Raw genomic sequence first — 26,161 nt, forward strand, 5'->3', positions numbered from 1 at the left:
ATCGCGACACAAGGCCGCTCCCACAGTGGCACTGCACACGCCGGCCCATGTGTGGGCCTTGCGTCGCGATGGGCTGCGCAGCAGCCCCCGGCAATTTAGACCACGAAGTTCAGGTGCTCGCCCCGGTGCAAGTCCAGCTCCAGCATGTCCACCATCCCCGCTGCGATCCTGGCCAAGCGCCGCAACGGCTCAGCCAGCCCAGGCTCCAGCGTGCCTTCGGTACTGCGAAAATGCTCCATGCCCAACCCGGCCAGTTCCTGCGGTGCATTGATCAGCGTCCAGTGCAAGGCACTGCGCTGCAACCCATCAACCACCTGGGCCACGCATTCCCGCTCCACCTCGCTGTACTTGCTCGGCTCATCCAGCACATCGAAATCGCCCACAAGCAGCAGCCGGCGTATAGTCGTACGCGCAAGCCCCGCCACCAGCGCCTCGCTCAAGCGTGCCTGCCCCGGCAGGTCACCCGGCGCCAGCGCTGGTAACAGGGCGATCACCGCCGAGCCGCCCGCTGCGCCCTGCTCCGCCTGGTGGGCATCACCCAGCCCCCCTATCTTGAAGTGCAGGCCCGGGCGCGGCGAATGGCGGTTGAGGTCGTCGACCACGGCGATGACTTCGTGCTGGCGCGACAGCAGCTCGACCATCAGGGCATTGCCCAGGCTGCTTTCAGGCCCGAACAGGACCAGTTTGAACACTGGGGTTTCGGCGTTTTTCACTGCATCACTCCCGTTGCAGGTGGTGATGGTTGGACCGCAATCAGGAGTTATCGTGCAGAGGATCAAGGGTTACCACGCCCACGTTTATTACGACGCAGCCACCATGGAGCAGGCCCGGGAACTGTGTGAGGAGGCGGCGCGGCTGTTCCCCGTGACCATGGGGCGCATGCATCAGAAACCGGTTGGGCCGCATCCGGACTGGAGTTGCCAGCTGGCGTTCGGGCCGGAAGTGGTGGGGGTGGTTTTGCCCTGGTTGGCGCTGTACCGCAAGGGCCTGGTGGTATTCATGCATCCGGAAACCGGGGATGAACTGGCGGATCACCGGGATCATGCGATCTGGATGGGGGCCGTGCGGCCATTGAATCTATCGGTTTTTGGGGGCTAGGCGGGGGTTGCCTGTGCTGGCCTCTTCGCGGGTGAACCCGCTCCTACAACGATATCGCAGAGCCAGAGGGTGGCACTGGCCCCGTAGGAGCGGGTTTACCCGCGAAGCAGACGACGCAGTTTAACGGCGTGCGCCACGCACCCCTTCAGCCAATGCCGAGCACAGGCTCAATACATCGGTCACCGCCTGATCGGCGCTCTTGGCCTGGGCGATCTTGTCGACCAGTGCCGAGCCCACCACCACACCATCCGCCAGGCGGGCAATGTTCGCAGCCTGTTCCGGCGTGCGAATGCCGAAGCCAACGCTGATCGGCAGATCGGTATGCCGACGCAGGCGGGCAATGGCTTCGGTCACATGCTCGGTGGTCGCCGAACCGGCACCGGTCACGCCGGCCACCGACACGTAGTAGACGAACCCGGAGCTGCGCTCCAGCACGCGCGGCAGGCGCGCGTCGTCGGTGGTCGGGGTGGTCAGGCGGATGAAGTCGATGCCTGCGGCCTGGGCCGGGGTAGCCAGTTCGGCGTCGTGCTCTGGCGGAAGGTCGACGATGATCAGGCCATCGACGCCCGCTGCCTTGGCTTCAGCCACGAACGTGTCCACGCCAAAGCGGTGGATCGGGTTGTAGTAGCCCATCAGCACGATTGGCGTGGTCTGGTTATCCACACGGAATTCGCGAACCATCTGCAGGGTCTTGGCCAAGGTCTGGCCAGCTTCAAGGGCGCGCAGGGTGGCCAGTTGGATGGCCACGCCATCGGCCATCGGGTCGGTGAACGGCATGCCCAGCTCGATCACGTCGGCGCCAGCAGCCGGCAGGCCCTTGAGGATCTGCAGCGAGGCGTCGTAGCCTGGGTCGCCAGCTGTGACGAAGGTGACCAGTGCCGAGCGGCCTTCGGCCTTCAGCTCGGCGAAGCGTTGTTCAAGACGGCTCATGCCTGTTTCTCCTGGGCGGCCATGTGGTTCATGACGGTTTGCATGTCTTTGTCGCCGCGGCCCGACAGGCACACGACCATCAGGTGGTCCTTGGGCAGCTTCGGTGCGCGCTTGATCGCTTCGGCCAAGGCGTGGGAGCTTTCCAGGGCTGGGATGATGCCTTCCAGACGGCAGGTTGCGTGGAACGCATCCAATGCTTCGTCGTCGGTGATACTGACGTATTCGACGCGCTTCACCTCATGCAGATAGGCGTGCTCCGGGCCGATGCCCGGGTAGTCCAGGCCTGCGGAAATCGAGTGGGCATCGGTGATCTGGCCGTCTTGGTCCTGCAACAGGTAGGTGCGGTTGCCGTGCAACACGCCCGGTACGCCGCCGTTCAGGCTGGCGGCGTGCTTGTCGGTGTGTACGCCGTGGCCACCGGCTTCAACGCCGATGATCTGCACGCTCGGCTCTTCGAGGAATTCATGGAACAGGCCCATGGCATTGGAGCCACCGCCGACGCAGGCAACCAGGCTATCAGGCAGGCGGCCTTCCTTCTCTTGCAACTGGGCACGGGTCTCTTTGCCGATGATCGACTGGAAGTCGCGCACCATGGCGGGGTATGGGTGTGGGCCAGCCACGGTGCCGATCAGGTAGAAGGTGTCTTCGACGTTGGTAACCCAGTCACGCAGGGCTTCGTTCATGGCGTCTTTCAGGGTGCCGGTGCCGGCGGTAACTGGCACGATCTCTGCGCCCAGCAGCTTCATGCGGAACACGTTCGCCTGCTGGCGCTCGATGTCGGTGGCACCCATGTAGATCACGCAAGGCAGGCCGAAGCGCGCGGCGACGGTGGCGGTGGCGACACCGTGCATGCCGGCGCCGGTTTCGGCGATCAGGCGCTTTTTGCCCATACGCTTGGCCAGCAGCACCTGGCCGATGCAGTTGTTCACCTTGTGCGCACCGGTATGGTTGAGCTCTTCACGCTTGAAGAAAATCTTCGCCCCGCCGCAATGCTCGGTCAGGCGCTCGGCGAAGTACAGTGGATTGGGGCGGCCGATGTAGTCGCGCTGGAAGTACGCCAGCTCTTCAAGGAACTTGGGGTCTGCCTTGGCCGCTTCGTATTCGCGGGCCAGGTCCAGCACCAGTGGCATCAGGGTTTCGGCCACATAGCGGCCGCCAAACGAGCCGAACAGGCCATTGGCGTCGGGGCCGGGGCGGTATTGGGACTGGGTCATGGGGCGCTCCAAGGCGTAGTGAATGAGTGATGGGCTTTACTCTAACCACGGCAAGCTCGGCTGAAAACCGATAAGATTGCGCAAACTTGTCAGAAAAACTCACAGGTAAAATGGCCCACGACCTCCCTCCCCTCAATGCCCTGCGTGCCTTCGAGGCTACAGCCAGGCTGAACAGTGTCAGCCAGGCAGCGGAAGCGCTGCACGTGACCCACGGCGCTGTCAGCCGGCAGATCAAGGTGCTTGAGGAGCATCTGGGCGTCGCCCTGTTCGTCAAGGACGGGCGCGGCATCAAACTCACAGATGCGGGTGTTCGTCTGCGCGATGCCAGCGGTGAAGCCTTCGACCGGCTGCGCAGCGTGTGTTCCGAACTCAGCCGTGATGTGAGTGAGGCGCCGTTCGTACTGGGCTGCTCGGGCAGCTTGCTGGCGCGCTGGTTCATCCCGCGGCTGGGGCGGTTGCAGGCGGATTTGCCTGAGCTGCGCTTGCACCTGTCGGCGGGTGAGGGCGACCTTGACCCGCGACGGCCTGGGCTGGATGCGTTGTTGGTGTATGCCGAGCCACCGTGGCCGGCGGACATGCAGGTGCATGTGCTGGCCGAGGAATGCATCGGACCGGTGCTCAGCCCGCATTTCGCAGGCTTCCAGCGCTTGCAGGGGGCGCCCGCCAAGGCGCTGCTGGGCGAAGCCTTGCTGCACACCACTTCACGCCCGCAAGCCTGGCCGACCTGGGCGCTGCAACAGGGCCTGGACCCGGCGGCCATTCACTATGGCCAGGCTTTCGAGCACCTGTATTACCTGCTGGAAGCTGCCGTGGCCGGATTGGGCGTGGCGATTGCACCGCAGCCACTGGTCGCCGATGACCTGCGGGCGGGCCGCTTGAGTGCGCCGTGGGGCTTTTCACCTACCCAGGCGGCGCTGGCATTGTGGGTGCCACGGCGCGCCGCAGACGGGCGCGCCGAGCAGTTGGCGCAGTGGTTACGGGCAGAACTTGCGCGGCAGGGCGCTTAGTTTCGCTTGCACATCAGGTACGCCGCCAGCAGGCCCAGCGCACCAATGGCCACACCGGCGGTGGTGTAGGGGTGTTCCTGGGCGTAGTCCCGGGTGGCTATGCCGGTCTGGCGGGTGCGCTGCTTCACTTCCTCGTACGCATCGCTCAGTAGGCTGCGCGAATGACGCAGTGCGCTTTCAGCGTTGCTGCGGATTGCCTTCACCGACTTCTGGGACTCTTCCGACGCATCATGCTTGAGGTTTTCCAAGCTTTTCAGAAGGCTCTCGATCTCCGCTTCCATGCTTTCCAGGGACGTTTTACGCAGCGAGTTACGGTGCATGTTGACTCTCCTTTGCAGTATGGGCTCTAAGGATTGCGACCCTTGGTCTGCGAGAAAGTGCGATCGAACTTTCGCTGACAGTGACCGCTCGCAGGTAAACCAGGCCTGCGCTGCTAGGCTGAAACTCACTGTCACCCATGGAGAGCACTCATGACCGATCATCACACCTACAAGAAAATCGAACTGGTAGGGTCTTCGCCCACCAGTATCGAAGACGCCATCAACAATGCTCTGGCTGAAGCCGGCAAAAGCATCAAGCACCTGGAATGGTTCGAAGTGGTCGATACCCGTGGCCATATCCGTGACAACAAGGCGGCGCACTTCCAGGTCACGCTGAAGGTCGGCTTCCGTATCGCCAATAGCTGATATAGCGTCGGGCTGCATGATCTCGGCGTGATGAGGTATTCAGGAACGGGGCGCCTTGGTGGGGTCCCCTTCTGATTTCATCTGCACAAGGAAAGCGAGTGATGAACAAACTGATTCTGGCGCTGGGCCTGATGACCCTGGCCGGTGGTGCGCTGGCAGCGGGCAAACCGTGTGAGGAACTGAAGGCGGAAATTGCGGCCAAGCTGGATGCCAAGGGCGTCACTGGCTACAAGCTGGAGATCGTCAAGAAAGGCGAGCCGGCGGGCAAGGTCATTGGTAGCTGTGAGGCCGGTACCAAGGAGATTGTGTACCGCCGCGGCTGATAGGCCCGCTCATACGCGGGCTTGCCCGCTCCCACAGTCCAACAGCGCAGGCCTTGAAGGCTCCAGTCAAACGGTGGAAACGGGCGAGCCCGCGACGAGGATCACTCGGTCTTGAGGGCCTGCGCCATCAGCTCATATGACCGAATGCGGTCCGCATGCTCATACAGGTCACAGGTAAAGATCAGCTCATCCGCACCCGTCTGTTCCAGCAGCACTTCTACCTTGGCCTTTACCTTCTGCGGGCTGCCGATCATGGCCAACCCCAGGAAGCTGCCCACCGTCTCTCGCTCATGGGGCAACCACAGCCCATCCATGCTTTCCACGGGTGGCTTCTGCATCAGGCTCTGTCCGCGAATCAGCGCCAGGATGCGCTGATAGACCGAGGTGGCCAGGTATTCGGCCTTCTCGTCGGTCTGCGCCACCACCATGGGAATGCCCAGCATCACATACGGCTTATCCAGCGTGGTCGAGGGCCTGAAATGGTTGCGATATACGCGAATTGCCTCGTGCATGTAGCGTGGTGCGAAATGCGAGGCGAAGGCGTAGGGCATGCCGCGCATGCCGGCCAGCTGGGCGCTGAACAGGCTGGATCCCAGCAACCACATTGGCACGTCGGTGTCGTGCCCGGGTACGGCGATCACTTTTTGATCATCGGTGCGTGGCCCGAGGTAGCGCGAAAGCTCCTCGACATCGTCCGGGAAGTCATCCGGGCTGCCAGCGCGCTCGCGTCGCAGGGCATAGGCGGTCATTTGGTCCGAACCCGGCGCACGGCCCAGGCCAAGGTCGATCCGCCCCGGATACAGGCTGGCCAAGGTGCCGAACTGCTCGGCAATTACCAGCGGCGCATGGTTGGGCAGCATTACCCCGCCAGAGCCCACGCGAATACGTGAGGTCCCACCGGCCAGGTAGCCGATCAGCACCGAAGTCGCCGAACTGGCGATGCCGTCCATGTTGTGGTGTTCGGCCACCCAAAAACGGTTATAGCCAAAGCGCTCGACATGCTGCGCCAGGTCCAGCGAGTTGCGCAGCGATTGCGCGGGGCCAGCGTCGGCGCGTACGGGCACCAGGTCCAGGGTGGAAATCTTCAGGTCACGCAGCTGCGTCATGGAGCCTCCGCAAAAGTGATTGGCCAGAGGCCTTTTTGATTCTGTATGGGCGCATTCGTTGGATTCAATGGCTGCAAGCATATTGCTCTGAACTTGCGGCAGTCGGCAGGCCTCTGAACCGTAGGTAAGCAACCCAGTGACCAGGAGGCATCATGAAAAAGACAGCATCGGCGATCTGGCAAGGTGGCCTGAAGGATGGAAAAGGTCTGCTTTCTACCGAAAGCGGCGCACTCAAGCAGAACCCTTATGGCTTCAATACACGTTTCGAGGGCACACCCGGTACCAACCCGGAGGAGCTGATCGGCGCGGCGCATGCCGGTTGTTTCTCGATGGCGCTATCAATGATGCTCGGCGAGGCGGGGCTTACCGCAGAGCGGATCGACACGGTTGCAGAGGTGACGCTCGACAAGCAAGCGGACGGTTTTGCCATTACTGCCGTGCACCTGGTGCTCAGGGCCAAGGTACCCGGGGCCAGCGAGGCTCAATTCCTGGAGATTGCCAACAAGGCGAAGGAAGGCTGCCCGGTGTCCAAGGTTTTGAATGCGAAGATCAGCCTGGATGCAGCGTTGGTGGGGTGAAACGGTGCAACGGTAGTGGTTTGCTGTAGTCTAAAGAACGTCGGCAGCGCCACTGCCCTTTTCAGGAGCCGTTCCATGATTCGCGTAGCTACCGCTGTGTTGGCTACCCTTTTCGCCACGTCTGCGCTGGCGGCCGTCAAGCCATGCGAGGAGCTGAAAGCCGAGATCGAGGCCAAGATCCAGGCCCAAGGGGTTACGTCCTACACGCTGGAGATCGTGCCCAACAGCGAGGTCGAGGACCAGAACATGGTCGTCGGGACCTGCGATGGTGGGACGAAGAAGATCATCTATCAGAAGAACGATCGATAAGCATCAGGGCTCGGGGCTGCAAAGCAGCCCCGAATTCACGGTATGCAGAACACTTCGCTAGGCTCGTTCACCACCACCTTGCGGTTGGCGTCATACAGCAGAACCTGCGGCTCCATCACTGGCGCTCGCGCCTCCAGGCGATAGCGCTCGCCGGCCTTGAAGTTGTCAAAGCGCACGGTCAGGTAGCAGGTTCGGTCCCTGGGTTGTGACATGATGCCGCCCGAGTAGATTTCATAATCGAAGCGCACCACCAGTTCGTGTTTGCCCGGCGTCACCTGAAAGTAACGGCCATCCTCCAGGCGCTTGCCGTCAAGGCGGTCGGCCATGATCACCCGGCCGGGGGTCATGGTGTACAGGTCGACCCACGCCTGCTTCGGGTCGACGGGCGGCAAGGGGCTGGCGCAAGCCCCCAGTGTACTGAGGGCGATCAGCATCATGGGCTGGCGCATGGCGAAACTCCCACTTGCGATTTACAAGTAACAAGCATAGCGCCGTTTGTGCGGTTCAGGTGCGTTGGCAACCCGCCGGCAGCCCTTGACCCAGCAGTTTTTGCTGGTGGTCGTAGAGTTTGATCCAAGGGCGGAAGCCAATGCTGCCGGCCTGTAACTGATAACGCTGCCCGGCGCTGAAGTCCTTGAAGGTCAGCTTGATCTGGCAATCGCGCCACAGCGGCTTATCGACGGGGCCGATATTGCTGGGGTTAACCGGAAACTGATAGCGCACGGTCAGTTCATGGCTGCCGGGTTGAACCTCGAAATAGCGGCTGTCAGCCCAGTCACGTTCATCTACCTGCACGGCGTCCAGCGAGGTGTTGTCGTAGCGCGTGAGGTCGATCCAGGCCTGGTTCGGGTCCGGGGCTGGCAATGTTGAACAGGCAGCGATCAACACCAGTGAGCCGGCGACCAACAATGCACGCATGGCGAAACTCCCCCTTGGCGAGATAGTCTTGGAGCGAAATGGCCTTGAGCGAGTCAGACAGTCCCGGATGCTTCGACTTTTTCTTATGCAGCGCTCAGGCCTTGGGGCACTCGACCGCAATTTCACCCGTTTGGTTCCGCTGCTTGCGGCGCTTCTGCTGAACGGTTGCAGCAATGTCACCTACTATGGGCAATTGGCGCAGGGCCAGTGGCAGTTGCTGCGGGCGCGGCAGCCTGTAGAGCAGGTATTGGCCGACCCTGCTACCCCTGCACCCTTGCGCGCGCACCTGCAACAGGCCGAACAGGCGCGGGTGTTTGCCAGCCAGCAATTGAAACTGCCGGACAACCGCAGCTACCGGGTATACGCCGACCTTGGCCGCCCTTACGTGGTGTGGAATGTGTTCGCCGCGCCCGAGTTGTCGTTGCAACCGGTAACGCACTGCTTTCCGATTGCCGGGTGCGTGGCGTACCGCGGCTACTACCGGCAAGGCGCGGCGCGAGGCGCGGCGGCGTTGATGCGCCAGGATGGCCTGGATGTGTACGTAGGCGGTGTGGAAGCCTATTCGACCCTGGGTTGGTTCGATGACCCGATTTTGTCGTCGATGGTGGGCTGGGGCGATGAGCGCCTGGCTACGTTGATCTTTCATGAACTGGCCCACCAGCGCTTCTATGTGCAGGACGATACCGAGTTCAATGAATCGTTTGCCTCGTTCGTCGAGCAGGAGGGGACGCGGCAATGGCGCGCGGCGCGTGGGCTGGCGGCGGTTGGCGGGGATCAGGGAAAGCAGCGCGACCAGTTTATCCGCCTGGTGTTGGCCAGCCGTGAGCGATTGCAGGCAATTTATGCGGGGCCGTTGGATGATGCGCACAAGCGCCGGGCCAAGCAGGCCGAGTTTGAGCGTTTGAGGCGTGAATACCGGCAGGTGCGTGATGGCCAGTGGGGCGGTGACAAACGCTATGACGCCTGGATGTATGGGCCGATGAACAATGCCAAGTTGTTGCCGTTCGGGCTATATGACCAGTGGGTGCCGGCGTTTGCGGCGCTATTTCGTGAGGTGGGTGGGGATTGGGTTCGGTTTTACGCGCGGGTCGAGCATTTGGGGCGGTTGCCGATTGAAGAAAGGAAAGCGGCACTGCAGCGTTTGATGGTTAGCCTTTGAGATTTTGGGGCCGCTTTGCGGCCCATCGCGACACAAGGCCGCTCACACAAAGGCCCTGCTTACGCCGATCGATGTGGGAGGGCCGGCTGCAAAGCAGCTCTGCTGGCCCTCAAGCCTTGCTAAAAGCCTGATGCAAATCGGCTACCGTGGCGAAGTGGAAAGCGGGTTCTTCTGCCATCAGCTCTTCCCGGCTACCAAACCCGTATCCCACCGCCACTGCCTGCAGCCCGTTGCTGCGTGCGCCGATCAGGTCATGCTTGCGGTCACCGATCATCAGCGTCTGTGCAGGGTCCAGCCCTTCTTCATCCAGTAAATGGCGAATCAGCTCGACCTTGTTGGTGCGCGTGCCGTCCAGTTCACTGCCGTAGATCACCTTGAAGTGATGATCGAAGGCAAAGTGCCGGGCGATTTCGCGGGCGAACTCCCACGGTTTGGAGGTGGCAATGTACAACGTGCGGCCCTGCCCGTTCAGGGCTTCGAGCAATTCGGGCACGCCGGCGAACACCAGGTTTTCGTAAAGCCCGGTCACGCGGAAGCGCTCCCGGTAGAAGTTCACCGCATCCCAGGCCTTGGCTTCGTCGAAGCGGTAGAACTGCATGAAGGCCTGTAGCAGGGGGGGGCCGATGAAATGTTCGAGGCGGGCCAGGTCCGGTTCGTCGATACCCAGCTTGGCCAGGGCATACTGGATCGAGCGGGTGATGCCCAGGCGTGGGTCGGTCAGGGTGCCGTCGAGGTCGAAGAGGATGTTTTGCTGGTGCATGTACAGGGTTCCACTTGAGTGCTGCGTGGCCTTCTTCGCGGGCATGCCCGCACAGGTAAAGCGCAGGCCTTGAAGGCGCCACTCAACCTGTGGGAGCGGGCGTGCCCGCGAATGCGGTCATTCAGGTTGATCGTAGCCTTCGGCCAGGTGCTGGTCCTTGAGCTTCACGTAGTTGCCGGCGCTGTAGGAGAAAAATGCGCGCTCCTTGTCGTTCAGCAGCCGGGCCTGTTTCACCGGGCTGCCCATGTACAGGTAGCCACTGACCAGGCGTTTGCCTGGCGGCACCAGGCTGCCAGCGCCGATGATCACTTCGTCCTCGACGATGGCACCGTCCATGATGGTGCTGCCCATGCCCACCAGGATGCGGTTGCCCAAGGTGCAGCCATGCAGCATCACCTTGTGCCCGATGGTCACTTCGTCACCGATGATCAGCGGGAAACCATCCGGGTTGAAAGGCCCTGCGTGGGTAATGTGCAGCACGCTGCCGTCCTGCACGCTGGTGCGCGCGCCAATGCGGATGCGGTGCATGTCGCCGCGCACCACGGTCAACGGCCATACCGAACTGTCTGCACCGATCTCCACGTCGCCCAGCACCACCGCCGAACGGTCGACGAAGGCCCTGGGCCCAACTTTCGGAGTGTGTTGCTGGAAGCTGCGAATGGCCATGATAGCGTCTCTCATCTGTGCCGATAGGCAGGCTGCCTGCTGCGGTCGGCGTCGATTGTAATTAAGATGGGGCAGTGTTTCTTCTGCCAAGGTATCCAAACCGTGACTGCGAACAACCCGCTTCTGCAATCCCACGATCTGCCGCCCTTCTCGCAAATTCGTGCCGAACACGTGTTGCCGGCGATCGAAGCGATCTTGGCCGACAACCGTAAAGCCATTGCCGAGATCCTTGAAAAGCAGGGCAAGAACCCTACATGGGCCGGCCTGGTGCTGGCCATGGACGAACTGAACGACCGCCTGGGCGCCGCCTGGAGCCCGGTCAGCCACCTTAACGCGGTGTGCAACAGTGCCGAGTTGCGCGAGGCCTACGAGTCGTGCCTGCCGGCGTTGAGTGCCTACTCTACCGAACTGGGCCAGAACCGCGCGCTGTTCGAAGCTTACCAGGCGCTGATCGACAGCCCGGAGGCTGCCGGCTTCGACGTGGCGCAAAAGACTATCCTCGAGCACGCCTTGCGTGACTTCCGCCTGTCGGGTATCGACCTGCCGGCGGACAAGCAGCAGCGCTACGCCGAAGTGCAGAGCAAGCTCAGCGAGCTGGGCAGCCGTTTCTCCAATCAGCTGCTCGACGCCACCCAGGCATGGACCAAGCATGTCACCGACGAAGCTGCGCTGGCCGGCCTGACCGATTCGGCCAAGGCGCAGATGGCCGCTGCAGCCCAGGCCAAGGGCCTGGACGGCTGGTTGATCACCCTCGAGTTCCCCAGCTACTACGCGGTGATGACCTACGCCAGCGACCGCGCCTTGCGCGAAGAGCTATACGCCGCCTACTGCACCCGCGCCTCCGACCAGGGCCCGAATGCCGGGCAGTTCGACAACGGCCCGGTGATGCGCGAAATCCTCGACCTGCGCCAGGAACTGGCCGAACTGCTGGGCTACAAGAACTACGCCGAGCTGAGCCTGGCCACCAAGATGGCCGAGTCCAGCGACCAGGTGCTGAGTTTCCTGCGTGACCTTGCCAAGCGTTCCAAGCCGTTCGCCGCCCAGGACCTGCAACAGCTCAAGGCCTACGCTGCCGAACAAGGCTGCCCCGAGCTGGCCAGCTGGGACGCCGGCTACTTTGGCGAGAAGCTGCGCGAGCAGCGCTACAGCGTGTCGCAGGAAGCCCTGCGCGCCTACTTCCCGATCGACAAGGTGCTGGACGGCCTGTTCAGCATCGTGCAACGCCTGTACGGCATCGAAATCGCCGAGCTCAATGGCTTCGACAGCTGGCACCCGGACGTACGTCTGTTCGAGATCAAGGAAAACGGTCAGCACGTTGGCCGTTTCTTCTTCGACCTGTACGCCCGCGCCAACAAGCGTGGCGGCGCATGGATGGACGGCGCCCGTGACCGTCGCCGCACCGCCGGCGGCCAGCTGCAGAGCCCGGTGGCCAACCTGGTGTGCAACTTCACCCCGGCCGCGCCCGGCAAGCCCGCGTTGCTGACCCACGATGAAGTCACCACCCTGTTCCACGAATTCGGTCACGGCCTGCACCACATGCTGACCCGCATCGAGCATGCTGGCGTGTCCGGCATCAACGGCGTGGCCTGGGATGCGGTCGAGCTGCCAAGCCAGTTCATGGAAAACTGGTGCTGGGAGCCGGAAGGCCTGGCACTGATTTCGGGTCACTACGAAACCGGCGCCGCCCTGCCCCAGGACCTGCTGGACAAAATGCTGGCCGCGAAAAACTTCCAGTCGGGCATGATGATGGTGCGCCAGTTGGAGTTCTCGCTGTTCGATTTCGAGCTGCACGCCAGCCATGGCGACGGCCGCAGCGTATTGCAGGTGCTCGAAGGTGTGCGTGACGAGGTGTCGGTCATGCGCCCGCCGGCTTACAACCGCTTCCCCAACAGCTTTGCGCACATTTTCGCGGGTGGTTACGCGGCGGGCTACTACAGCTACAAGTGGGCCGAAGTGCTGTCGGCTGACGCCTTCTCGCGCTTCGAGGAAGAAGGCGTGCTGAACGCCGAGACCGGCCGCGCCTTCCGCGAGGCGATCCTGGCCCGTGGGGGTTCGCGCGAGCCGATGGAGCTGTTCGTCGACTTCCGTGGCCGTGAGCCTTCCATCGATGCATTGCTGCGCCACAGTGGTCTCACCGAGGACGCTGCAGCATGAGTGAGGTAGCTGTGAACAAGACCAAGAAGCGCTTCATTGCCGGTGCCGTGTGCCCGGCGTGCAGCGAGCCCGACAAGCTGATGATGTGGAACGAAGACGGCGTACCGCACCGCGAGTGTGTAGCTTGCGGCTTTACCGACACCCTCAACGAGCAGGGCTTGTCGGTGCCGAAGGAACTGGGCACCCGGGTCAACCACCTGGCGCCGAAAGCCGCGCCGGCCAAGGTGCAGACCGTGCAGTTCTTCCCAAATCCGAAGCTGAAAAAGCCGGCTGAGTAATACGGTCATGCCACCCGGGCGCAATGCCCGGGCAGGCATGGACAGGTGTTAGATAGTCAGGCCACCTGGCACACGCTGGCCATGCAAGCTCTCTTGCTCATTTCTACCAGCAAGGTGTGCGTCATGGCCAACCCTCTTCTGCAAGATAGCCATATCCCCGTCGATTACTCCTCCATCACCCTCGAAAACATGCAGGCGGCATTCGCTCACGTGCTGCAGGCACACGAGAACGGTGTCGAACGCATCATCCGTGATCAACGAACCATGCCCACCTGGGATGACATGGTGCTGGCGGTGGATGGGCTGGATAGCCGACTGCTGGCAGTGTTGTATGCCGCCTCACCACTGGTCGGCCGGGATACGGCCTGGGCCAACGCCATCATCGATTTCTACGGCAGAGTGACGGCACGCTTCGAGCAGAAATTCGCCAACACTGGCTTGCATGAGCTTTATGAACGCTTGGCCGGCAGTGACATCGGCAAACAACTGGATACCGGAAAGCGCGCCACCTTGCGTTGGCACCTGGACAAGTTCGCCGCTGGCGGTGCGTTACTCGACTCCACAGGCAAAGCGCGTCTGGCAAACCTTCAGGAGCAGATTGGCACTGTACGCGAGGCGTTCCGCGGCAACATCAACAGGCCTGGGTTCACTGTCACCGATGAAGCCGAGCTGAGCGGCCTCCCGCAGCGCGTACGCGACGAATTGGCTGCAGGAGCGCAACAAGCAGGTAAGCAGGGGTGGCTGATTGCCTGTGACACGCTGACTACTCGAGAGGTGCTCAAACATGCTGCCAACCGCCAGCTCCGTGAGCGTGTGTACCGGGCTTTCCACGCCCGCGGCATCAGCCATGATCCGCAACAGGACAACGGCACGTATCTGCAGCAACTGGCGCAGTTGCTTGAGGCGAAGGCTCTCCTGCTCGGTTATTCCGGCCATCTGGAGCAGAGTCTGCAGGTGAAGAGTGCGGGCTCGGTAGCCCAGGTATGCGGCTTTCTTCACGATCTGGCCGATCATGTGCGACCCGCCATGTTGCGGTGGCGTTCGCAGGTGGAGCGCGGGGCTACCGAGCAGGGCCTGGGCAAACCTCAACCCTGGGATTTCGAGTACCTGCGGCGTGCTTCGCGCAGTGAGTGTCCTGCCGAAGCGCTGCGCGATTACTTCCCGCTGAATACCGTTGTCAGTGCGTTACAGCAATTGGCGCGGAAGTTGTTTGGTGCAGTGCTGCAGCCCAAAGCGCTGCCTGCTTGGGATGACAGCGTGCAGCCATTCGACGTGTGGCAGGACAGCGCTTTCATTGGCTTTCTGTATCTGGATGCCGTGCAACACGCAGGCAAGCAGCCAGACGCGGTGTTCACCACTTACGTAAGGAATCGCCGGGTCGATGCAGAGGGTATTTACCAGGCAGCCTCGGTGGTGGTGTTCAGTGATGTACCGCAAGCGCTGTCTGGTTTTCAGCCGTTGCTCGACCATTTGTCACTGCGCAAGCTTTTCCATGAATTCGGCCATGCCCTGCACCACCTGCTGGTGCGTACGACGAACCACGTCATGTCCAACGTGACCGAGTTGGGCACCGATGGTGTGGAGTTGTTCGGCAAGCTGTTCGAGCGTTGGGTCTGGGATGCAGACTATCTGGTGGCGATCTCGGCGCGCACGCAGGACGGCCGCCAACTATCCCGCAAGCAAGCCGATGGGTGCCTGCAGCAGTTACGACAGCAGGGCGTGGAGGAGATCGCGAGTGATCTGTGCCTGGCGTTGTTCGACATGGACCTGCATGGCACACCAAACGATGGCAGGTCCTTGGAACAGCGACTGGGTGATGCCCGCGAGCGTTGTGGTTACTGGCCGCTCGCTGATTTCGAACATCCGGCGCATGCCTTCGACCACCTTGTAAACGGCTACGATGCTGGTTACTACGCCTACCTGTGGTCGGATGTGCATGCCTTCGATGTGTTCACCCGCTTCGAAGCCGAGGGCCTGTTGAACGGAGCCACGGGCCGGGCACTGCAGGAAGCACTGTTCGTCCCAGGGGCATCCCGCCCGTTACGTGAAGGCATCGAGGCATTTCTAGGGCGGCAATCGAGCCAGGCAGCGTACCTCAATTGGCATGGCCTGAATTAGCCAGACCAGAGGTGCTGGAAAGATCCTGGGATGCGTTGTACTGTATATGAATACAGTATTCGGGTGAGCCATGATTCCTCCAGCACCGCAAAAGGGCCGTGGCACGGCACACAACCCACACAACCGCTTTGCCCCTGGTCATTCGGTGGCGGAAGATGACGGCTGGTACCAGGAAGTGCCGCAAACCCAGGGCACCGAGGTGCGGACCGAGACGGCCAAGTCGGTGATCAGCCGCAACACCTCGCCCGACCTGCCCTTCGATCGCTCCATCAACCCTTACCGTGGCTGTGAGCATGGCTGCATCTACTGCTATGCCCGCCCCTCACACGCCTACTGGGACCTTTCTCCCGGCCTGGATTTCGAGACCAAACTGATTGCCAAGACCAACGCCGCCGAGGTGCTGGCACAGCAATTGAGCAAACCGGGCTACGTGTGCGCGCCGATCAATCTCGGCTCCAACACCGACCCCTACCAGCCGATCGAGCGGGAACAGTTATTGACCCGGCGCTTGCTTGAAGTGTTACTGCGTTTCCGTCACCCGGTGACCATTGTCACCAAGGGTTCACTGGTGCTGCGCGACCTCGACCTGCTGGCCGAGATGGCCCGCCAGCGCCTGGCACGGGTGATGATCAGCCTGACTACGCTGGACGATGGTCTCAAACGGGTGCTCGAACCCCGAGCGGCTTCACCCGGTGCAAGGTTGAGGGCCATCCGGGTATTGCGTGAAGCGGGCGTACCGGTGGGCGTTTTGTGTTCGCCGATGATTCCGATGATCAACGACAGTGAGCTGGAGCGCCTGCTGGAGGCGGCCAGGGAGGCTGGCGCACAGAGTGCGGCCTACATGATGCTGCGCTTGCCGCGCGAGGTGGCGCCGTTGTTCGAGCAATGGTTGCAGGACCATTACCCGCAGCGGGCGGCGCATGTTCTGAGCCTGATCCGCCAGAGCCGCGGCGGCGAGCTGTACGACAGCCGGTTTGGCGTGCGCATGCGTGGTGAAGGGGTGTTTGCCGAGTTACTGGCGCAGCGCTTTGCCAAGGCAATGAAGCGGCTGGACTTCGAAGGGCGCGAGGCGCAGGCGCTGGATTGCTCGGCGTTTTGCCCGCCGGGTGGGCAGATGGCGCTGTTCTGACATGAACCCGCCCCCACAGGGGCTGCGCATTGCTCACAACGCAACTAATAACAACCAATAATTGTGCTAATACATATTGGCAACTGATGTTTTTTTGCTATTATCCAACTCCCGCCTTTTTCTCTGGAACGCCCGTTCTAGAGCCTTCTAATTAAGTTTCAGTTAAGTTTTCCCCGCTAGCGTAGGTAATAAGTCCACACCGACTGTGATCTATGGCCCGTGCGTGTCATCTAAAACCCTGCATAGCCTGAATCTTTCACCGGTAAAATGGATTTACCTACACACCGTCAAGAGGATGAATCATGCCCGTCAAGGACCCATCCAAGGTCGTACCGCAGGTCCCCGCGGAAAGCGCCGATGCTGCCCTTAAGCACATCGTCGACGGCTTCCTGCGCTTTCACCATGATGTTTTCCCGGATCAGCAAGAGCTGTTCAAGAAGCTCGCCACCGCGCAAACACCACGCGCCATGTTCATCACCTGTGCCGATTCGCGCATCGTTCCCGAGCTGATCACCCAGAGCTCGCCAGGCGACCTGTTCGTAACCCGTAACGTGGGTAACGTGGTACCGCCTTATGGCCAGATGAACGGGGGTGTTTCCAGCGCCATCGAGTACGCCGTGATGGCGCTTAAAGTGCACCACATCATCATCTGTGGCCACTCCGACTGTGGCGCCATGCGTGCGGTACTCAACCCGCAGTCGCTGACCAAGATGCCTACCGTTGGCGCCTGGTTGCGCCACGCTGAAGTGGCCCGCACCGTGGTCGAGAACAACTGCTCCTGCGGCAGCGAACACGAGACGATGCAAGTGCTGACCAAAGAAAACGTCATCGCCCAGTTGCATCACTTGCGCACCCATCCTTCGGTGGCTTCGCGCCTGGCGGCCGGTGAGCTGTTCATTCATGGTTGGGTGTACGACATCGAGACCAGCAAGATCGAAGCCTATGACGCTGCCAGCGACAGCTTCCTGCCCTTGGCCGCGGGTGAACCCGTGCCCTGCGCCACTCCGAGAGGCCGCTACTAAGCGACCCGTCCGCCGCTAGAACCTTGATAGCCGGCTGCACCCTGTGGGGTGTGGCGCGGCCTTCGGCTGCCTTGAATTCCCTGACTGCCCTGCCGGCAAGCCCGCTGGCGGCCTGCGCTTGCGCGCTCTTCAGGGGCAAATGTGCCCACGGCCAGGGGAATGGCCGTGTGTTTAGAGAAAGGAGAAACACGGTGAACATTACACAGTTGAAAGCGGCCCTGCCGCGTGAGTTGCTGGCGTCGGTGGTGGTCTTCCTGGTGGCCCTGCCGTTGTGCATGGGCATTGCGATCGCCTCGGGCATGCCTCCGGCGAAAGGCCTGATTACCGGAATTATCGGCGGCATTGTCGTGGGTTTCCTTGCCGGCTCGCCGCTGCAGGTGAGCGGTCCGGCCGCTGGTCTGGCGGTATTGGTGTTCGAGCTGGTGCGCCAACATGGTATGGCCATGCTTGGGCCGATCCTGCTGTTGGCCGGCCTGCTGCAGTTACTGGCCGGGCGTCTGCGTCTGGGCTGCTGGTTCCGCGTCACTGCGCCGGCGGTGGTGTACGGCATGCTGGCGGGGATTGGCGTGTTGATCGTGCTGTCTCAGGTTCATGTGATGTTCGACACCGCGCCGCAACCGTCAGGTCTGCAGAACCTGCTGGCGTTCCCGGCAACCGTGGCGGCAGCCCTGCCACAGGAAAGCGTTGGCTCAGGCTGGATGGCCGGTGCGCTAGGCTTGGGGACCATCGCCATCATGTGGGGCTGGGAGCGCCTTCGGCCGCAGCGGCTGCGCTTCGTGCCGGGTGCCCTGCTCGGCGTCGCAAGCATGACCGCCATCAGCATGTGGCTGGTCCTGCCGGTGAACCGCGTGCAAGTGCCGGCAGACCTGACCGAGGCCATTGACTGGATTCGCCCGGGTGACCTGATGCAACTGGCTGACCCTGCTCTGCTGGTCGCTGCCTTTGCCCTCGCTTTCATCGCCAGTGCCGAAACCCTGCTGTCGGCTGCAGCGGTCGATCGCATGCACAGTGGTCAGCGCTCGGATTTTGACCGCGAGCTTTCAGCCCAAGGCATTGGCAACATGCTTTGCGGGGTGCTGGGTGCTTTGCCAATGACCGGGGTGATCGTGCGCAGCTCGGCCAACGTCCAGGCGGGGGCGCAAACCCGGGCCTCGGCAATCTTCCATGGCTTGTGGTTGCTGGCCTTCGTGGTAGCGCTGAGCAGCGTGCTGCAGCAAATCCCGGTGGCGAGCCTGGCGGGGGTGCTGGTGTTTACCGGGGTCAAACTGGTCGACTTCAAGGCGTTTCGCGGGCTGGGCCGTTATGGGCGCATGCCGATGTTCACCTATGCGGCGACTGCGCTGGCGATCATCTTTACCGACCTGCTGACCGGTGTACTGCTGGGCTTTGCCCTGACCTTGCTGAAGCTGGCGTTCAAGGCGGCGCGGTTGAAGATAAACCTGGTGAGCCTGGCCAAGGATGGGCATATGGAACTGCGCCTCAGTGGCGCGGCGACCTTCCTGAAGGTGCCGGCGCTGACCCAGGTGCTGGATACCGTACCGGTGGGCACCACGCTGCATGTGCCACTGGGGAACCTGAGTTATATCGACCACTCGTGCCTTGAATTGCTGGAGGACTGGAGCCGCAGCAATTCTGCCAATGGTTCGCGCTTGTTGATCGAGCAGCGGCGCCTTAAGCGGCGGATCGAGGGGCGGTTGCGGACTACGGCGGGGGTTGGGGCGTAGGAGCGGGTTTACCCGCGAATACGGTAGTGGCGGCAACGGTGATCGGTGGGTGGAGATTGGCCAGCAGGGCCGGCCCTTTCGCGGGTGAACCCGCTCCTACGACGGCCTGCGCCGAACCACCGATGCACCTACGCCGTGACAGGTATATCAGGCCGGCTGACCCAGCTCGACACCCAGTTGGCGCGACAGGCACGGCCAGCGCTTCCACGCTGCGCCAGTTGCCGGGCTGCTCAGCTTCTCTCGATAGGCCTCCACCGATTCAACCGCAAAGCTCTCGTCATTGAGCATTTCGTCGACCGAGTGGTGCACCACTTCATCCAGCTGGTTGGCAAAGCTTTCGCCAATCAACTGGTGGGCAATCAGGTTGGCGACAGTGGTATCGACCGGGATCAACGGCTGCTGGAAGTGGCGAATGTACAAGTCATTCACCTCTTCCACCAGGCGGTGCGCCAGGTAGGCTTCATCCAGAAGGCAGTCCAGGCCTACATGCCCTTGCATCAAGCTGGGCGGCTGCAGGAAGTAGGCTTCGGCAATTTTCAGTACAGGTTTGATCTGCGATTCGATCCCGGCTTCGCGGGCGACCTCGTGGGCGGCCTCCAGCAATTCCGGAACCTGGTCGATGTAGGCGCTGACGAAGCGCGCCAAAGTACCCTGGGCGTCCTGCTCAGGCAGTCGGATCGAGGGGTGCAGGTGGGGCAGTTGCAGCTCGAGACGCTGTTTCAATTGGCCGGTCTGGCCTTCATGTTGATGGGCTTGGCTTACCTGCTCGCGTACAGCAGCGATGTTCATGACAACTCCAGGGACATTACGTTTCAAACGGAAGACACTAAATTAGCTCGGTATACAGAATACCTAAGACGTATTTGTTATAAGCCACGCAAACGTGTGCGCTATCAGGCATATGGCTCTGCCATTATTACGCCATGCCCTATCAAGCACGCGGTTTTCAGGCCATTCAGCCATTTCATGAAGTTCATTTCACAGGCTTCATTGCGTGCCATTGGTCGCTGTCTATACTCCCGTTGAACGTGATTCGTTGATGAGGCCCGACTGCTTTTAGCAGGGGCTCGGTCGTCGAAGCCATGCAGTCTTGACCGCCGTTCCCTCTTGCCGCAGGCCACGCCTCCGGGACAACAAGAATTAGAAGGGGAACCCGCAATGATGCGACATCCACATGTCTGGATGGGCCTCCTGTTGTGGTCGGTTTATGGCCAGGCGAACGCCGCCTGGACCGTGAACATGCACCCAGGGGCGACGGAGGTCTCCAACGCCGTCTTCGACCTGCACATGACCATCTTCTGGATCTGCGTGATCATCGGCATCGTGGTGTTTGGCGCGATGTTCTGGTCCATGGTCATCCACCGCCGCTCCACTGGCCAGCAGGCCGCGCATTTCCATGAGCACACGTGGGTGGAAATTCTCTGGACGGTGGTGCCCTTCCTGATTCTGGTGGTGATGGCCATTCCGGCTACCAAGACCTTGATCGACATCTATGACGCCAGCGAGTCGGACATCGACGTCCAGGTCACCGGCTACCAGTGGAAATGGCACTACAAATACCTGGGCCAGGACGTGGAATTCTTCAGCAACCTGGCCACCCCCACCGACCAGATTCACAACAAGGCGCCCAAGGATGAGCATTACCTGCTGGAAGTCGACCAGCCGCTGGTGCTGCCGGTGGGGGCCAAGGTGCGTTTCCTGGTGACCGCCGCCGATGTCATCCACTCCTGGTGGGTGCCGGCCTTCGCGGTCAAACGCGACGCCATCCCAGGCTTTGTCAACGAAGCCTGGACCCGTATCGAAAAGCCAGGCATCTACCGCGGCCAGTGCACCGAACTGTGCGGCAAGGACCACGGCTTCATGCCGGTGGTGGTCGAGGTCAAGTCCAAGGCCGACTACGACACCTGGCTGGGCGAGCGCAAGGCTGAAGCCGCCAAGCTCAAGGAGCTGACCAGCAAGGAATGGACCCTGGAAGAGCTGGTGGAGCGTGGCGACAAGGTCTACCACACCGCCTGCGTGGCCTGTCACCAGGCCGAAGGCCAGGGCCTGCCACCAATGTTCCCGGCGCTAAAGGGCTCGAAGATTGCCACCGGGCCGAAGGAAGACCACCTGAGCATTGTCTTCCATGGCAAGCCCGGCACGGCCATGGCCGCTTTCGGCAAGCAGCTGTCGGAAGTCGACATCGCTGCTGTGGTCACCTACGAGCGCAATGCCTGGGGCAACAACAAAGGCGACATGGTCACGCCGAAGGACGTGCTGGCGCTGAAGCAGGCAGAAGCCAAGTGAACCGGGTTACTCGCGGCAATCAATGGATTGCAGGAGACAGGACATGAGTGCAGTGATCGACGACCACGCCCACGGCCACGACCATGCGCACGGCCCGGCCAAGGGCCTGATGCGCTGGGTGCTAACCACCAACCATAAAGACATCGGCACGATGTACCTGTGGTTCAGTTTCATCATGTTCCTGCTGGGTGGCTCGTTCGCGATGGTGATCCGCGCCGAGTTGTTCCAGCCTGGCTTGCAGATCGTGGAGCCGGAGTTCTTCAACCAGATGACCACCATGCATGGCCTGATCATGGTGTTCGGCGCGGTGATGCCGGCCTTCGTCGGTCTGGCCAACTGGATGATCCCGCTGATGGTCGGCGCGCCCGACATGGCACTGCCACGGATGAACAACTTCAGCTTCTGGCTGCTGCCGGCGGCCTTCCTGCTGCTGGTATCGACCCTGTTCAGCCCGGGCGGAGGGCCGAACTTTGGCTGGACGTTCTACGCGCCGCTTTCCACCACCTATGCGCCAGCCAGCGTCACCTTCTTCATCTTCGCCATCCACCTGATGGGTATCAGTTCGATCATGGGGGCGATCAACGTGATTGCCACCATCCTCAACCTGCGTGCCCCCGGCATGACGCTGATGAAAATGCCGCTGTTCGTCTGGACCTGGTTGATTACCGCGTTCCTGCTGATTGCGGTGATGCCGGTGCTGGCCGGCGTGGTAACCATGATGCTGATGGACATCCACTTCGGTACCAGCTTTTTCAGTGCCGCAGGTGGCGGTGACCCGGTGCTGTTTCAGCATGTGTTCTGGTTCTTCGGTCACCCTGAGGTGTACATCATGATCCTGCCGGCCTTCGGCGCCGTCAGCTCGATCATCCCGGCGTTCTCGCGCAAGCCGCTGTTCGGTTATACCTCGATGGTGTATGCCACCGGCGCCATTGCCTTCCTGTCATTCATCGTCTGGGCCCACCATATGTTCGTGGTCGGTATCCCGGTGGTCGGCGAGTTGTTCTTCATGTACGCCACCATGCTGATTGCGGTGCCCACCGGGGTGAAGGTATTCAACTGGGTCAGCACCATGTGGGAAGGTTCGCTCACCTTCGAAACGCCGATGCTGTTCGCCATCGCCTTTGTCATCCTGTTCACCATCGGTGGTTTCTCCGGGCTGATGCTGGCGATCGCCCCGGCGGACTTCCAGTACCACGACACTTACTTCGTGGTGGCGCATTTCCATTACGTACTGGTACCTGGTGCAATCTTCGGCATCTTCGCCTCGGCCTACTACTGGCTGCCGAAATGGACTGGCCACATGTACGACGAAACCCTCGGCAAACTGCACTTCTGGCTGTCGTTCGTCGGCATGAACATGGCCTTCTTCCCCATGCACTTCGTAGGTTTGGCCGGCATGCCGCGGCGCATCCCCGACTACAACCTGCAGTTCGCCGATTTCAACATGGTGTCGTCGATCGGCGCGTTCATGTTCGGCGCCACGCAGATCTTCTTCCTGTTCATTGTCATCAAGTGCATCCGCGGGGGCGCGCCGGCACCGGCAAAACCCTGGGATGGCGCCGAGGGCCTTGAGTGGTCGATACCTTCGCCTGCGCCCTACCACACCTTCCAGACACCCCCGGAAGTGAAATAGGAACCCGCCATGAACGGCCTGTCGGTGAAACGCCTGGTAACGCGCCTGTTGATGCTGACGGTGGTGATGTTCGCCTTCGGCTTCGCGCTGGTGCCGATCTACGACGTGATGTGCAGAGCCTTCGGTATCAACGGCAAGACCGGCGGCCAATACGAAGGTAGCCAGGTCAGTGACCCGACCCGTGCGGTGCGGGTGCAGTTCATGTCGACCAATGCCAGCGACATGGTCTGGGACTTCTACTCCACTGCCGACCAACTGGAGGTCAACCCGGGGGCGGTGAATCAGATGATCTTCATTGCCCACAACCCGACCGACCGGCCGATGAGTGCACAGGCAATACCCAGCATTACCCCGGCCGAGGCCGCGGCCTACTTCCACAAGACCGAGTGCTTCTGCTTTACCCAGCAGGTGCTGCAGCCCGGCGAACGTATCGAGATGCCAGTGCGCTTTATCGTCGACCGCGACCTGCCGGCCAGCGTGAAGCACCTGACGCTGGCCTACACCTTGTTCGACATCACCGCTCGCCACCCGCCGGTCGCGCATGTCGCGGCCCAGGACGTCCAGGGCGCCCGTTAAGGGAAGGAGAACAGCAATGGCAAGTCATGAGCATTACTACGTTCCGGCGCAGAGCAAATGGCCGATCATCGCCACCATCGGCATGTTCATCACGGTATTCGGCCTGGGCACCTGGTTCAACGACATGAAGGCGGGCCACCCGGATTCGCACGGGCCGCTGATTTTCTTCGTGGGTGCGTTGTTTCTGGCCTACATGCTGTTCGGCTGGTTTGGGGCAGTGGTCAAGGAGAGCCGCGCCGGGTTGTACAGCCCGCAGCTGGACCGCTCGTTCCGCTGGGGCATGAGCTGGTTCATCTTCTCCGAAGTGATGTTCTTCCTGGCCTTCTTCGGTGCGCTGTTCTATGTACGCGTACTGGCGGGACCTTGGCTGGGTGGCGAAGGGGCCAAAGGTGTTGCGCACATGCTGTGGCCAACCTTCGAATTCACCTGGCCGCTGCTGCACACCCCCGACCCCAAGCTGTTCCCTCCCCCCAAGGAGGTGATCGACCCGTGGCACCTGCCGCTGATCAACACCATCCTGCTGGTCAGTTCCAGTGTGACAATCACCATTGCCCACCACGCCTTGCGCCGTGACCACCGCGGTCCGCTGAAATTCTGGATGGCGCTGACCATTGTCCTGGGCATCAGTTTTATCGCGCTGCAGGCCTTCGAGTACTACGAGGCCTATACCAAGCTGGGGCTGACACTGGGCTCAGGAATCTACGGTGCGACGTTTTTCATGCTGACCGGCTTCCACGGTGCCCACGTGACATTGGGCACGATCATTCTGATTGTGATGTTCGTGCGCATTCTGCGCGGGCATTTCAACCCGGAAAAACACTTCGGCTTCGAGGCGGCCAGTTGGTACTGGCACTTCGTCGATGTGGTGTGGGTGGGGTTGTTCATCTTTGTCTATGTGTTGTGAATACGAAAACCCTGTAGGGGCGGGTGAGAACTTCAGAAAGGGGCTTGGGAGACCAATTGACCGCTGATCAAGCCCCAGGCGACCAGGCCTATGGTCAGGGCTGCCAGGGTCACCCGTACAGTCAGGGCCTTTAGCAGACGGGTCGAGTTTTCATCATCTTTGACCAGAAACACCAGGCCACTGAACAGGCTGGCAATGGTGGCCAACAGCATCAGGACAATCGCGGCCTTGAGCATGGCGTTACTCCGGGGGGATGCGGTGATGTGGATAAGTATAGCGAGGCGCCTGTGAGGCCGTTTCGCCCAGGCTGGGTACCGACGCTGGTGGTGCTTGCACTGCTGCCGGGGTTAATTGCGCTTGGTTGCTGGCAACTCGGCCGTGCCGAGGAAAAGCGCGTGCTGCTGGCCACCTATGCAGAACGGCGGATTGAAGCGCCGATCGCCGCCGCCCAGCTCCTCTCACAAGAAGACAACGCCTTCCGCCGCGTGCACCTGTATGGGCGCTTCGACGCCGAGCACAGCGTGCTGCTGGACAACCGCATGCGCGACGGTAAAGCCGGTGTCGAGCTGCTGCAGCCCTTTCACGACCAAGCCAGCGGCCTGTGGTTGCTGATCAATCGTGGCTGGCTGCCATGGATGGACCGCCGGGTGCCGGTGCACTTCGAAACCCCTGCCCAGGCCTTGGCGCTGGATACCTCTGTGTATGTCGCGCCTGGCAGCACCTTCCAGCTGCACCCGGACCCCATCGGCGGGCAATGGCCACATCTGTTGACCGCTATCGATGCAGCGCTGCTATGGCAACAGCTTGATCGTGAAGGCTTCGCCCAGGAATTGCGCCTGGAACCGGGCCCGGCGAGCTATCGCCTGGACTGGCCGGTTGTCGCCATGAGCCCCGAAAAACATGTGGGCTATGCCGTGCAGTGGTTTGCCCTGGCGACCGCTCTGGTTCTGCTCTACCTCTACTTCGGCTGGCACCAAAACAAGGAGAAACGCCATGGCCACCGCCACTCCACTGGACGCGCCTGAACGTAGCAAACCCAGAGCCCGTGGGCGTTTGCAGCTGTTGCTTATTCTGCTGGTGGTGCTTGGGCCGATGGTTCTGGCTACCAGCATGTACAAGCTCAAATTCTGGGTGCCGGAAGGCCGCAGCTACCATGGCGCCATGATTGGCAATGGGGAAAGTCGTGCCGATCTCGGCGTGGCGGGGCAGGACGATCGCTGGCAGTTGCTGGTCAGCGCACCCCAGGCTTGCACCGAAGACTGTCAGCGCCTGGTGTACCTGGCTCGGCAGATTCAGGTCGGGCTGGGGCGTGATGCCAGCCGCGCCAGCCACGCGCTGGCCGCCGCCCAGCCGCTGAGTGCCGACTATCAGGCACTGCTCGGCCGCGAGTACCCGCAGTTGCAGCGCTACCCGCTGGATGCACAACGTTACCAGCAGAAGGTTGCCGAGCCCGGCCCGCAGCTGTGGATCGTCGACCCGCACGGCAACCTGGTGCTGCGCTACGACGGCAAGGTCAACGGCAAGCACGTGCTGGATGACCTGCGCCACCTGCTCAAGCTGTCCAACATCGGCTAGGAGCCTGC

Annotated in this window: 30 protein-coding genes; 19 read left to right on the plus strand and 11 right to left on the minus strand. The window is 61.6% G+C overall.

What is annotated here, in order from left to right; all coding sequences use genetic code 11:
• Window positions 1-95 precede the first annotated feature (95 nt).
• Window positions 96-713: an NAD(P)H-binding protein gene (locus tag ACF8EF_RS03380; protein WP_392460489.1), complete on the minus strand. Its 618-nt coding sequence runs from the start codon at window positions 711-713 to the stop codon at window positions 96-98.
• A gap of 52 nt (window positions 714-765) precedes the next feature.
• Between ACF8EF_RS03380 and ACF8EF_RS03385 the strand changes: the two genes are divergently transcribed.
• A complete protein-coding gene (locus tag ACF8EF_RS03385) occupies window positions 766-1,098 on the plus strand; it encodes a DOPA 4,5-dioxygenase family protein (RefSeq protein WP_020189868.1) in 333 nt (110 codons plus the stop codon).
• 120 nt (window positions 1,099-1,218) lie between these two features.
• Here the strand turns inward: ACF8EF_RS03385 and trpA are convergent, their stop codons facing one another.
• Together trpA and trpB are read right to left on the minus strand one after the other, a co-directional pair.
• Window positions 1,219-2,028 carry a tryptophan synthase subunit alpha gene (gene trpA, locus ACF8EF_RS03390; RefSeq protein ID WP_011953131.1) on the minus strand — a complete coding sequence of 270 codons (810 nt, stop codon included), beginning with the start codon at window positions 2,026-2,028 and terminating at the stop codon, window positions 1,219-1,221.
• Window positions 2,025-3,242 carry a tryptophan synthase subunit beta gene (trpB, locus tag ACF8EF_RS03395; protein ID WP_010951489.1) on the minus strand — a complete coding sequence of 406 codons (1,218 nt, stop codon included), beginning with the start codon at window positions 3,240-3,242 and terminating at the stop codon, window positions 2,025-2,027. The genes trpA and trpB overlap by 4 nt, the downstream gene beginning before the upstream one ends.
• 110 nt (window positions 3,243-3,352) lie before the next feature.
• Between trpB and ACF8EF_RS03400 the strand changes: the two genes are divergently transcribed.
• Window positions 3,353-4,249, plus strand: a complete 897-nt coding sequence (locus tag ACF8EF_RS03400; RefSeq protein ID WP_176682986.1) for a LysR family transcriptional regulator — start codon at window positions 3,353-3,355, stop codon at window positions 4,247-4,249.
• Here ACF8EF_RS03400 and ACF8EF_RS03405 read toward each other — a convergent pair.
• Window positions 4,246-4,569, minus strand: a complete 324-nt coding sequence (locus ACF8EF_RS03405; protein WP_016712811.1) for a YqjD family protein — start codon at window positions 4,567-4,569, stop codon at window positions 4,246-4,248. The genes ACF8EF_RS03400 and ACF8EF_RS03405 overlap by 4 nt on opposite strands.
• 150 nt (window positions 4,570-4,719) lie before the next feature.
• On the opposite strand from ACF8EF_RS03405, the gene ACF8EF_RS03410 reads away from it, so the two are divergent.
• Both ACF8EF_RS03410 and ACF8EF_RS03415 read left to right on the plus strand, forming a co-directional pair.
• Complete coding sequence (locus tag ACF8EF_RS03410; protein WP_012269893.1) at window positions 4,720-4,935, plus strand: dodecin; 216 nt, start codon at window positions 4,720-4,722, stop codon at window positions 4,933-4,935.
• Between the two features lie 101 nt (window positions 4,936-5,036).
• Complete coding sequence (locus ACF8EF_RS03415) at window positions 5,037-5,258, plus strand: DUF1161 domain-containing protein (protein ID WP_020191565.1); 222 nt, start codon at window positions 5,037-5,039, stop codon at window positions 5,256-5,258.
• A 101-nt stretch (window positions 5,259-5,359) separates the two neighbouring features.
• Here ACF8EF_RS03415 and ACF8EF_RS03420 read toward each other — a convergent pair whose 3' ends face one another.
• Window positions 5,360-6,364 (minus strand): LLM class flavin-dependent oxidoreductase, encoded by a 1,005-nt coding sequence (locus tag ACF8EF_RS03420; protein WP_176682987.1) that lies wholly within the window; start codon window positions 6,362-6,364, stop codon window positions 5,360-5,362.
• A 152-nt stretch (window positions 6,365-6,516) separates the two neighbouring features.
• On the opposite strand from ACF8EF_RS03420, the gene ACF8EF_RS03425 reads away from it, so the two are divergent.
• Window positions 6,517-6,942 carry an OsmC family protein gene (locus ACF8EF_RS03425; protein WP_176682988.1) on the plus strand — a complete coding sequence of 142 codons (426 nt, stop codon included), beginning with the start codon at window positions 6,517-6,519 and terminating at the stop codon, window positions 6,940-6,942.
• Between the two features lie 75 nt (window positions 6,943-7,017).
• Window positions 7,018-7,251: a DUF1161 domain-containing protein gene (locus ACF8EF_RS03430; protein WP_209968977.1), complete on the plus strand. Its 234-nt coding sequence runs from the start codon at window positions 7,018-7,020 to the stop codon at window positions 7,249-7,251.
• A 35-nt stretch (window positions 7,252-7,286) separates the two neighbouring features.
• Here ACF8EF_RS03430 and ACF8EF_RS03435 read toward each other — a convergent pair whose 3' ends face one another.
• Together ACF8EF_RS03435 and ACF8EF_RS03440 are read right to left on the minus strand one after the other, a co-directional pair.
• Window positions 7,287-7,700: a hypothetical protein gene (locus ACF8EF_RS03435; RefSeq protein WP_176682990.1), complete on the minus strand. Its 414-nt coding sequence runs from the start codon at window positions 7,698-7,700 to the stop codon at window positions 7,287-7,289.
• A gap of 55 nt (window positions 7,701-7,755) precedes the next feature.
• Window positions 7,756-8,169 (minus strand): hypothetical protein, encoded by a 414-nt coding sequence (locus tag ACF8EF_RS03440; RefSeq protein ID WP_176682991.1) that lies wholly within the window; start codon window positions 8,167-8,169, stop codon window positions 7,756-7,758.
• A gap of 85 nt (window positions 8,170-8,254) precedes the next feature.
• Between ACF8EF_RS03440 and ACF8EF_RS03445 the strand changes: the two genes are divergently transcribed.
• Complete coding sequence (locus ACF8EF_RS03445; protein WP_392460490.1) at window positions 8,255-9,328, plus strand: aminopeptidase; 1,074 nt, start codon at window positions 8,255-8,257, stop codon at window positions 9,326-9,328.
• Window positions 9,329-9,437: 109 nt separating this feature from the next.
• On the opposite strand, the gene ACF8EF_RS03450 is transcribed toward ACF8EF_RS03445, so the two are convergent.
• Both ACF8EF_RS03450 and ACF8EF_RS03455 read right to left on the minus strand, forming a co-directional pair.
• Window positions 9,438-10,088: an HAD family hydrolase gene (locus ACF8EF_RS03450; protein ID WP_176682993.1), complete on the minus strand. Its 651-nt coding sequence runs from the start codon at window positions 10,086-10,088 to the stop codon at window positions 9,438-9,440.
• Between the two features lie 117 nt (window positions 10,089-10,205).
• Window positions 10,206-10,754, minus strand: coding sequence for a gamma carbonic anhydrase family protein (locus ACF8EF_RS03455; protein ID WP_252461741.1), 549 nt, complete (start codon window positions 10,752-10,754; stop codon window positions 10,206-10,208).
• Between the two features lie 66 nt (window positions 10,755-10,820).
• Here ACF8EF_RS03455 and prlC point away from each other — a divergent pair, with 66 nt between their 5' ends.
• From prlC to ACF8EF_RS03485, 6 genes are all read left to right on the plus strand, one after another.
• Complete coding sequence (gene prlC, locus ACF8EF_RS03460; protein ID WP_392460491.1) at window positions 10,821-12,908, plus strand: oligopeptidase A; 2,088 nt, start codon at window positions 10,821-10,823, stop codon at window positions 12,906-12,908.
• Window positions 12,905-13,186, plus strand: a complete 282-nt coding sequence (locus tag ACF8EF_RS03465) for a YheV family putative zinc ribbon protein (protein WP_010951500.1) — start codon at window positions 12,905-12,907, stop codon at window positions 13,184-13,186. The genes prlC and ACF8EF_RS03465 overlap by 4 nt, the downstream gene beginning before the upstream one ends.
• 123 nt (window positions 13,187-13,309) lie before the next feature.
• Window positions 13,310-15,304, plus strand: a complete 1,995-nt coding sequence (locus ACF8EF_RS03470) for a M3 family metallopeptidase (RefSeq protein ID WP_392460492.1) — start codon at window positions 13,310-13,312, stop codon at window positions 15,302-15,304.
• Between the two features lie 70 nt (window positions 15,305-15,374).
• Window positions 15,375-16,433, plus strand: a complete 1,059-nt coding sequence (locus tag ACF8EF_RS03475; protein WP_176682997.1) for a PA0069 family radical SAM protein — start codon at window positions 15,375-15,377, stop codon at window positions 16,431-16,433.
• A gap of 302 nt (window positions 16,434-16,735) precedes the next feature.
• Window positions 16,736-17,455 carry a carbonic anhydrase gene (locus tag ACF8EF_RS03480; protein WP_003253046.1) on the plus strand — a complete coding sequence of 240 codons (720 nt, stop codon included), beginning with the start codon at window positions 16,736-16,738 and terminating at the stop codon, window positions 17,453-17,455.
• Window positions 17,456-17,646: 191 nt separating this feature from the next.
• A complete protein-coding gene (locus ACF8EF_RS03485; protein WP_392460493.1) occupies window positions 17,647-19,179 on the plus strand; it encodes a SulP family inorganic anion transporter in 1,533 nt (510 codons plus the stop codon).
• A 147-nt stretch (window positions 19,180-19,326) separates the two neighbouring features.
• Here the strand turns inward: ACF8EF_RS03485 and ACF8EF_RS03490 are convergent, their stop codons facing one another.
• Window positions 19,327-19,968 carry a hypothetical protein gene (locus ACF8EF_RS03490; RefSeq protein WP_176682999.1) on the minus strand — a complete coding sequence of 214 codons (642 nt, stop codon included), beginning with the start codon at window positions 19,966-19,968 and terminating at the stop codon, window positions 19,327-19,329.
• 369 nt (window positions 19,969-20,337) lie between these two features.
• Between ACF8EF_RS03490 and coxB the strand changes: the two genes are divergently transcribed.
• The 4 genes from coxB to ACF8EF_RS03510 are packed head-to-tail and all read left to right on the plus strand — an operon-like array spanning window position 20,338 to window position 24,578.
• Window positions 20,338-21,465 (plus strand): cytochrome c oxidase subunit II, encoded by a 1,128-nt coding sequence (gene coxB, locus ACF8EF_RS03495; RefSeq protein WP_339442803.1) that lies wholly within the window; start codon window positions 20,338-20,340, stop codon window positions 21,463-21,465.
• 43 nt (window positions 21,466-21,508) lie between these two features.
• The gene (gene ctaD, locus ACF8EF_RS03500) at window positions 21,509-23,098 is read left to right on the plus strand and encodes a cytochrome c oxidase subunit I (protein ID WP_014589242.1); all 1,590 of its coding nucleotides are present in this window, start codon (window positions 21,509-21,511) and stop codon (window positions 23,096-23,098) included.
• A 9-nt stretch (window positions 23,099-23,107) separates the two neighbouring features.
• Entirely contained in the window at window positions 23,108-23,674 is a 567-nt protein-coding gene (locus tag ACF8EF_RS03505) for a cytochrome c oxidase assembly protein (RefSeq protein ID WP_176683001.1), read from the plus strand.
• Between the two features lie 16 nt (window positions 23,675-23,690).
• Window positions 23,691-24,578: a cytochrome c oxidase subunit 3 gene (locus ACF8EF_RS03510; protein WP_176683002.1), complete on the plus strand. Its 888-nt coding sequence runs from the start codon at window positions 23,691-23,693 to the stop codon at window positions 24,576-24,578.
• 32 nt (window positions 24,579-24,610) lie between these two features.
• Here ACF8EF_RS03510 and ACF8EF_RS03515 read toward each other — a convergent pair whose 3' ends face one another.
• Window positions 24,611-24,814 carry a twin transmembrane helix small protein gene (locus ACF8EF_RS03515; protein WP_176683003.1) on the minus strand — a complete coding sequence of 68 codons (204 nt, stop codon included), beginning with the start codon at window positions 24,812-24,814 and terminating at the stop codon, window positions 24,611-24,613.
• A 51-nt stretch (window positions 24,815-24,865) separates the two neighbouring features.
• On the opposite strand from ACF8EF_RS03515, the gene ACF8EF_RS03520 reads away from it, so the two are divergent.
• Window positions 24,866-25,603: an SURF1 family protein gene (locus tag ACF8EF_RS03520; RefSeq protein ID WP_209969946.1), complete on the plus strand. Its 738-nt coding sequence runs from the start codon at window positions 24,866-24,868 to the stop codon at window positions 25,601-25,603.
• Complete coding sequence (locus ACF8EF_RS03525; RefSeq protein WP_020191167.1) at window positions 25,572-26,153, plus strand: hypothetical protein; 582 nt, start codon at window positions 25,572-25,574, stop codon at window positions 26,151-26,153. Before ACF8EF_RS03520 ends, ACF8EF_RS03525 begins: the two co-directional genes overlap by 32 nt.
• Window positions 26,154-26,161: the final 8 nt, after the last annotated feature.

Source organism: Pseudomonas sp. zjy_15 (genome assembly GCF_043101865.1).
Taxonomy (GTDB): domain Bacteria; phylum Pseudomonadota; class Gammaproteobacteria; order Pseudomonadales; family Pseudomonadaceae; genus Aquipseudomonas; species Aquipseudomonas putida_Y.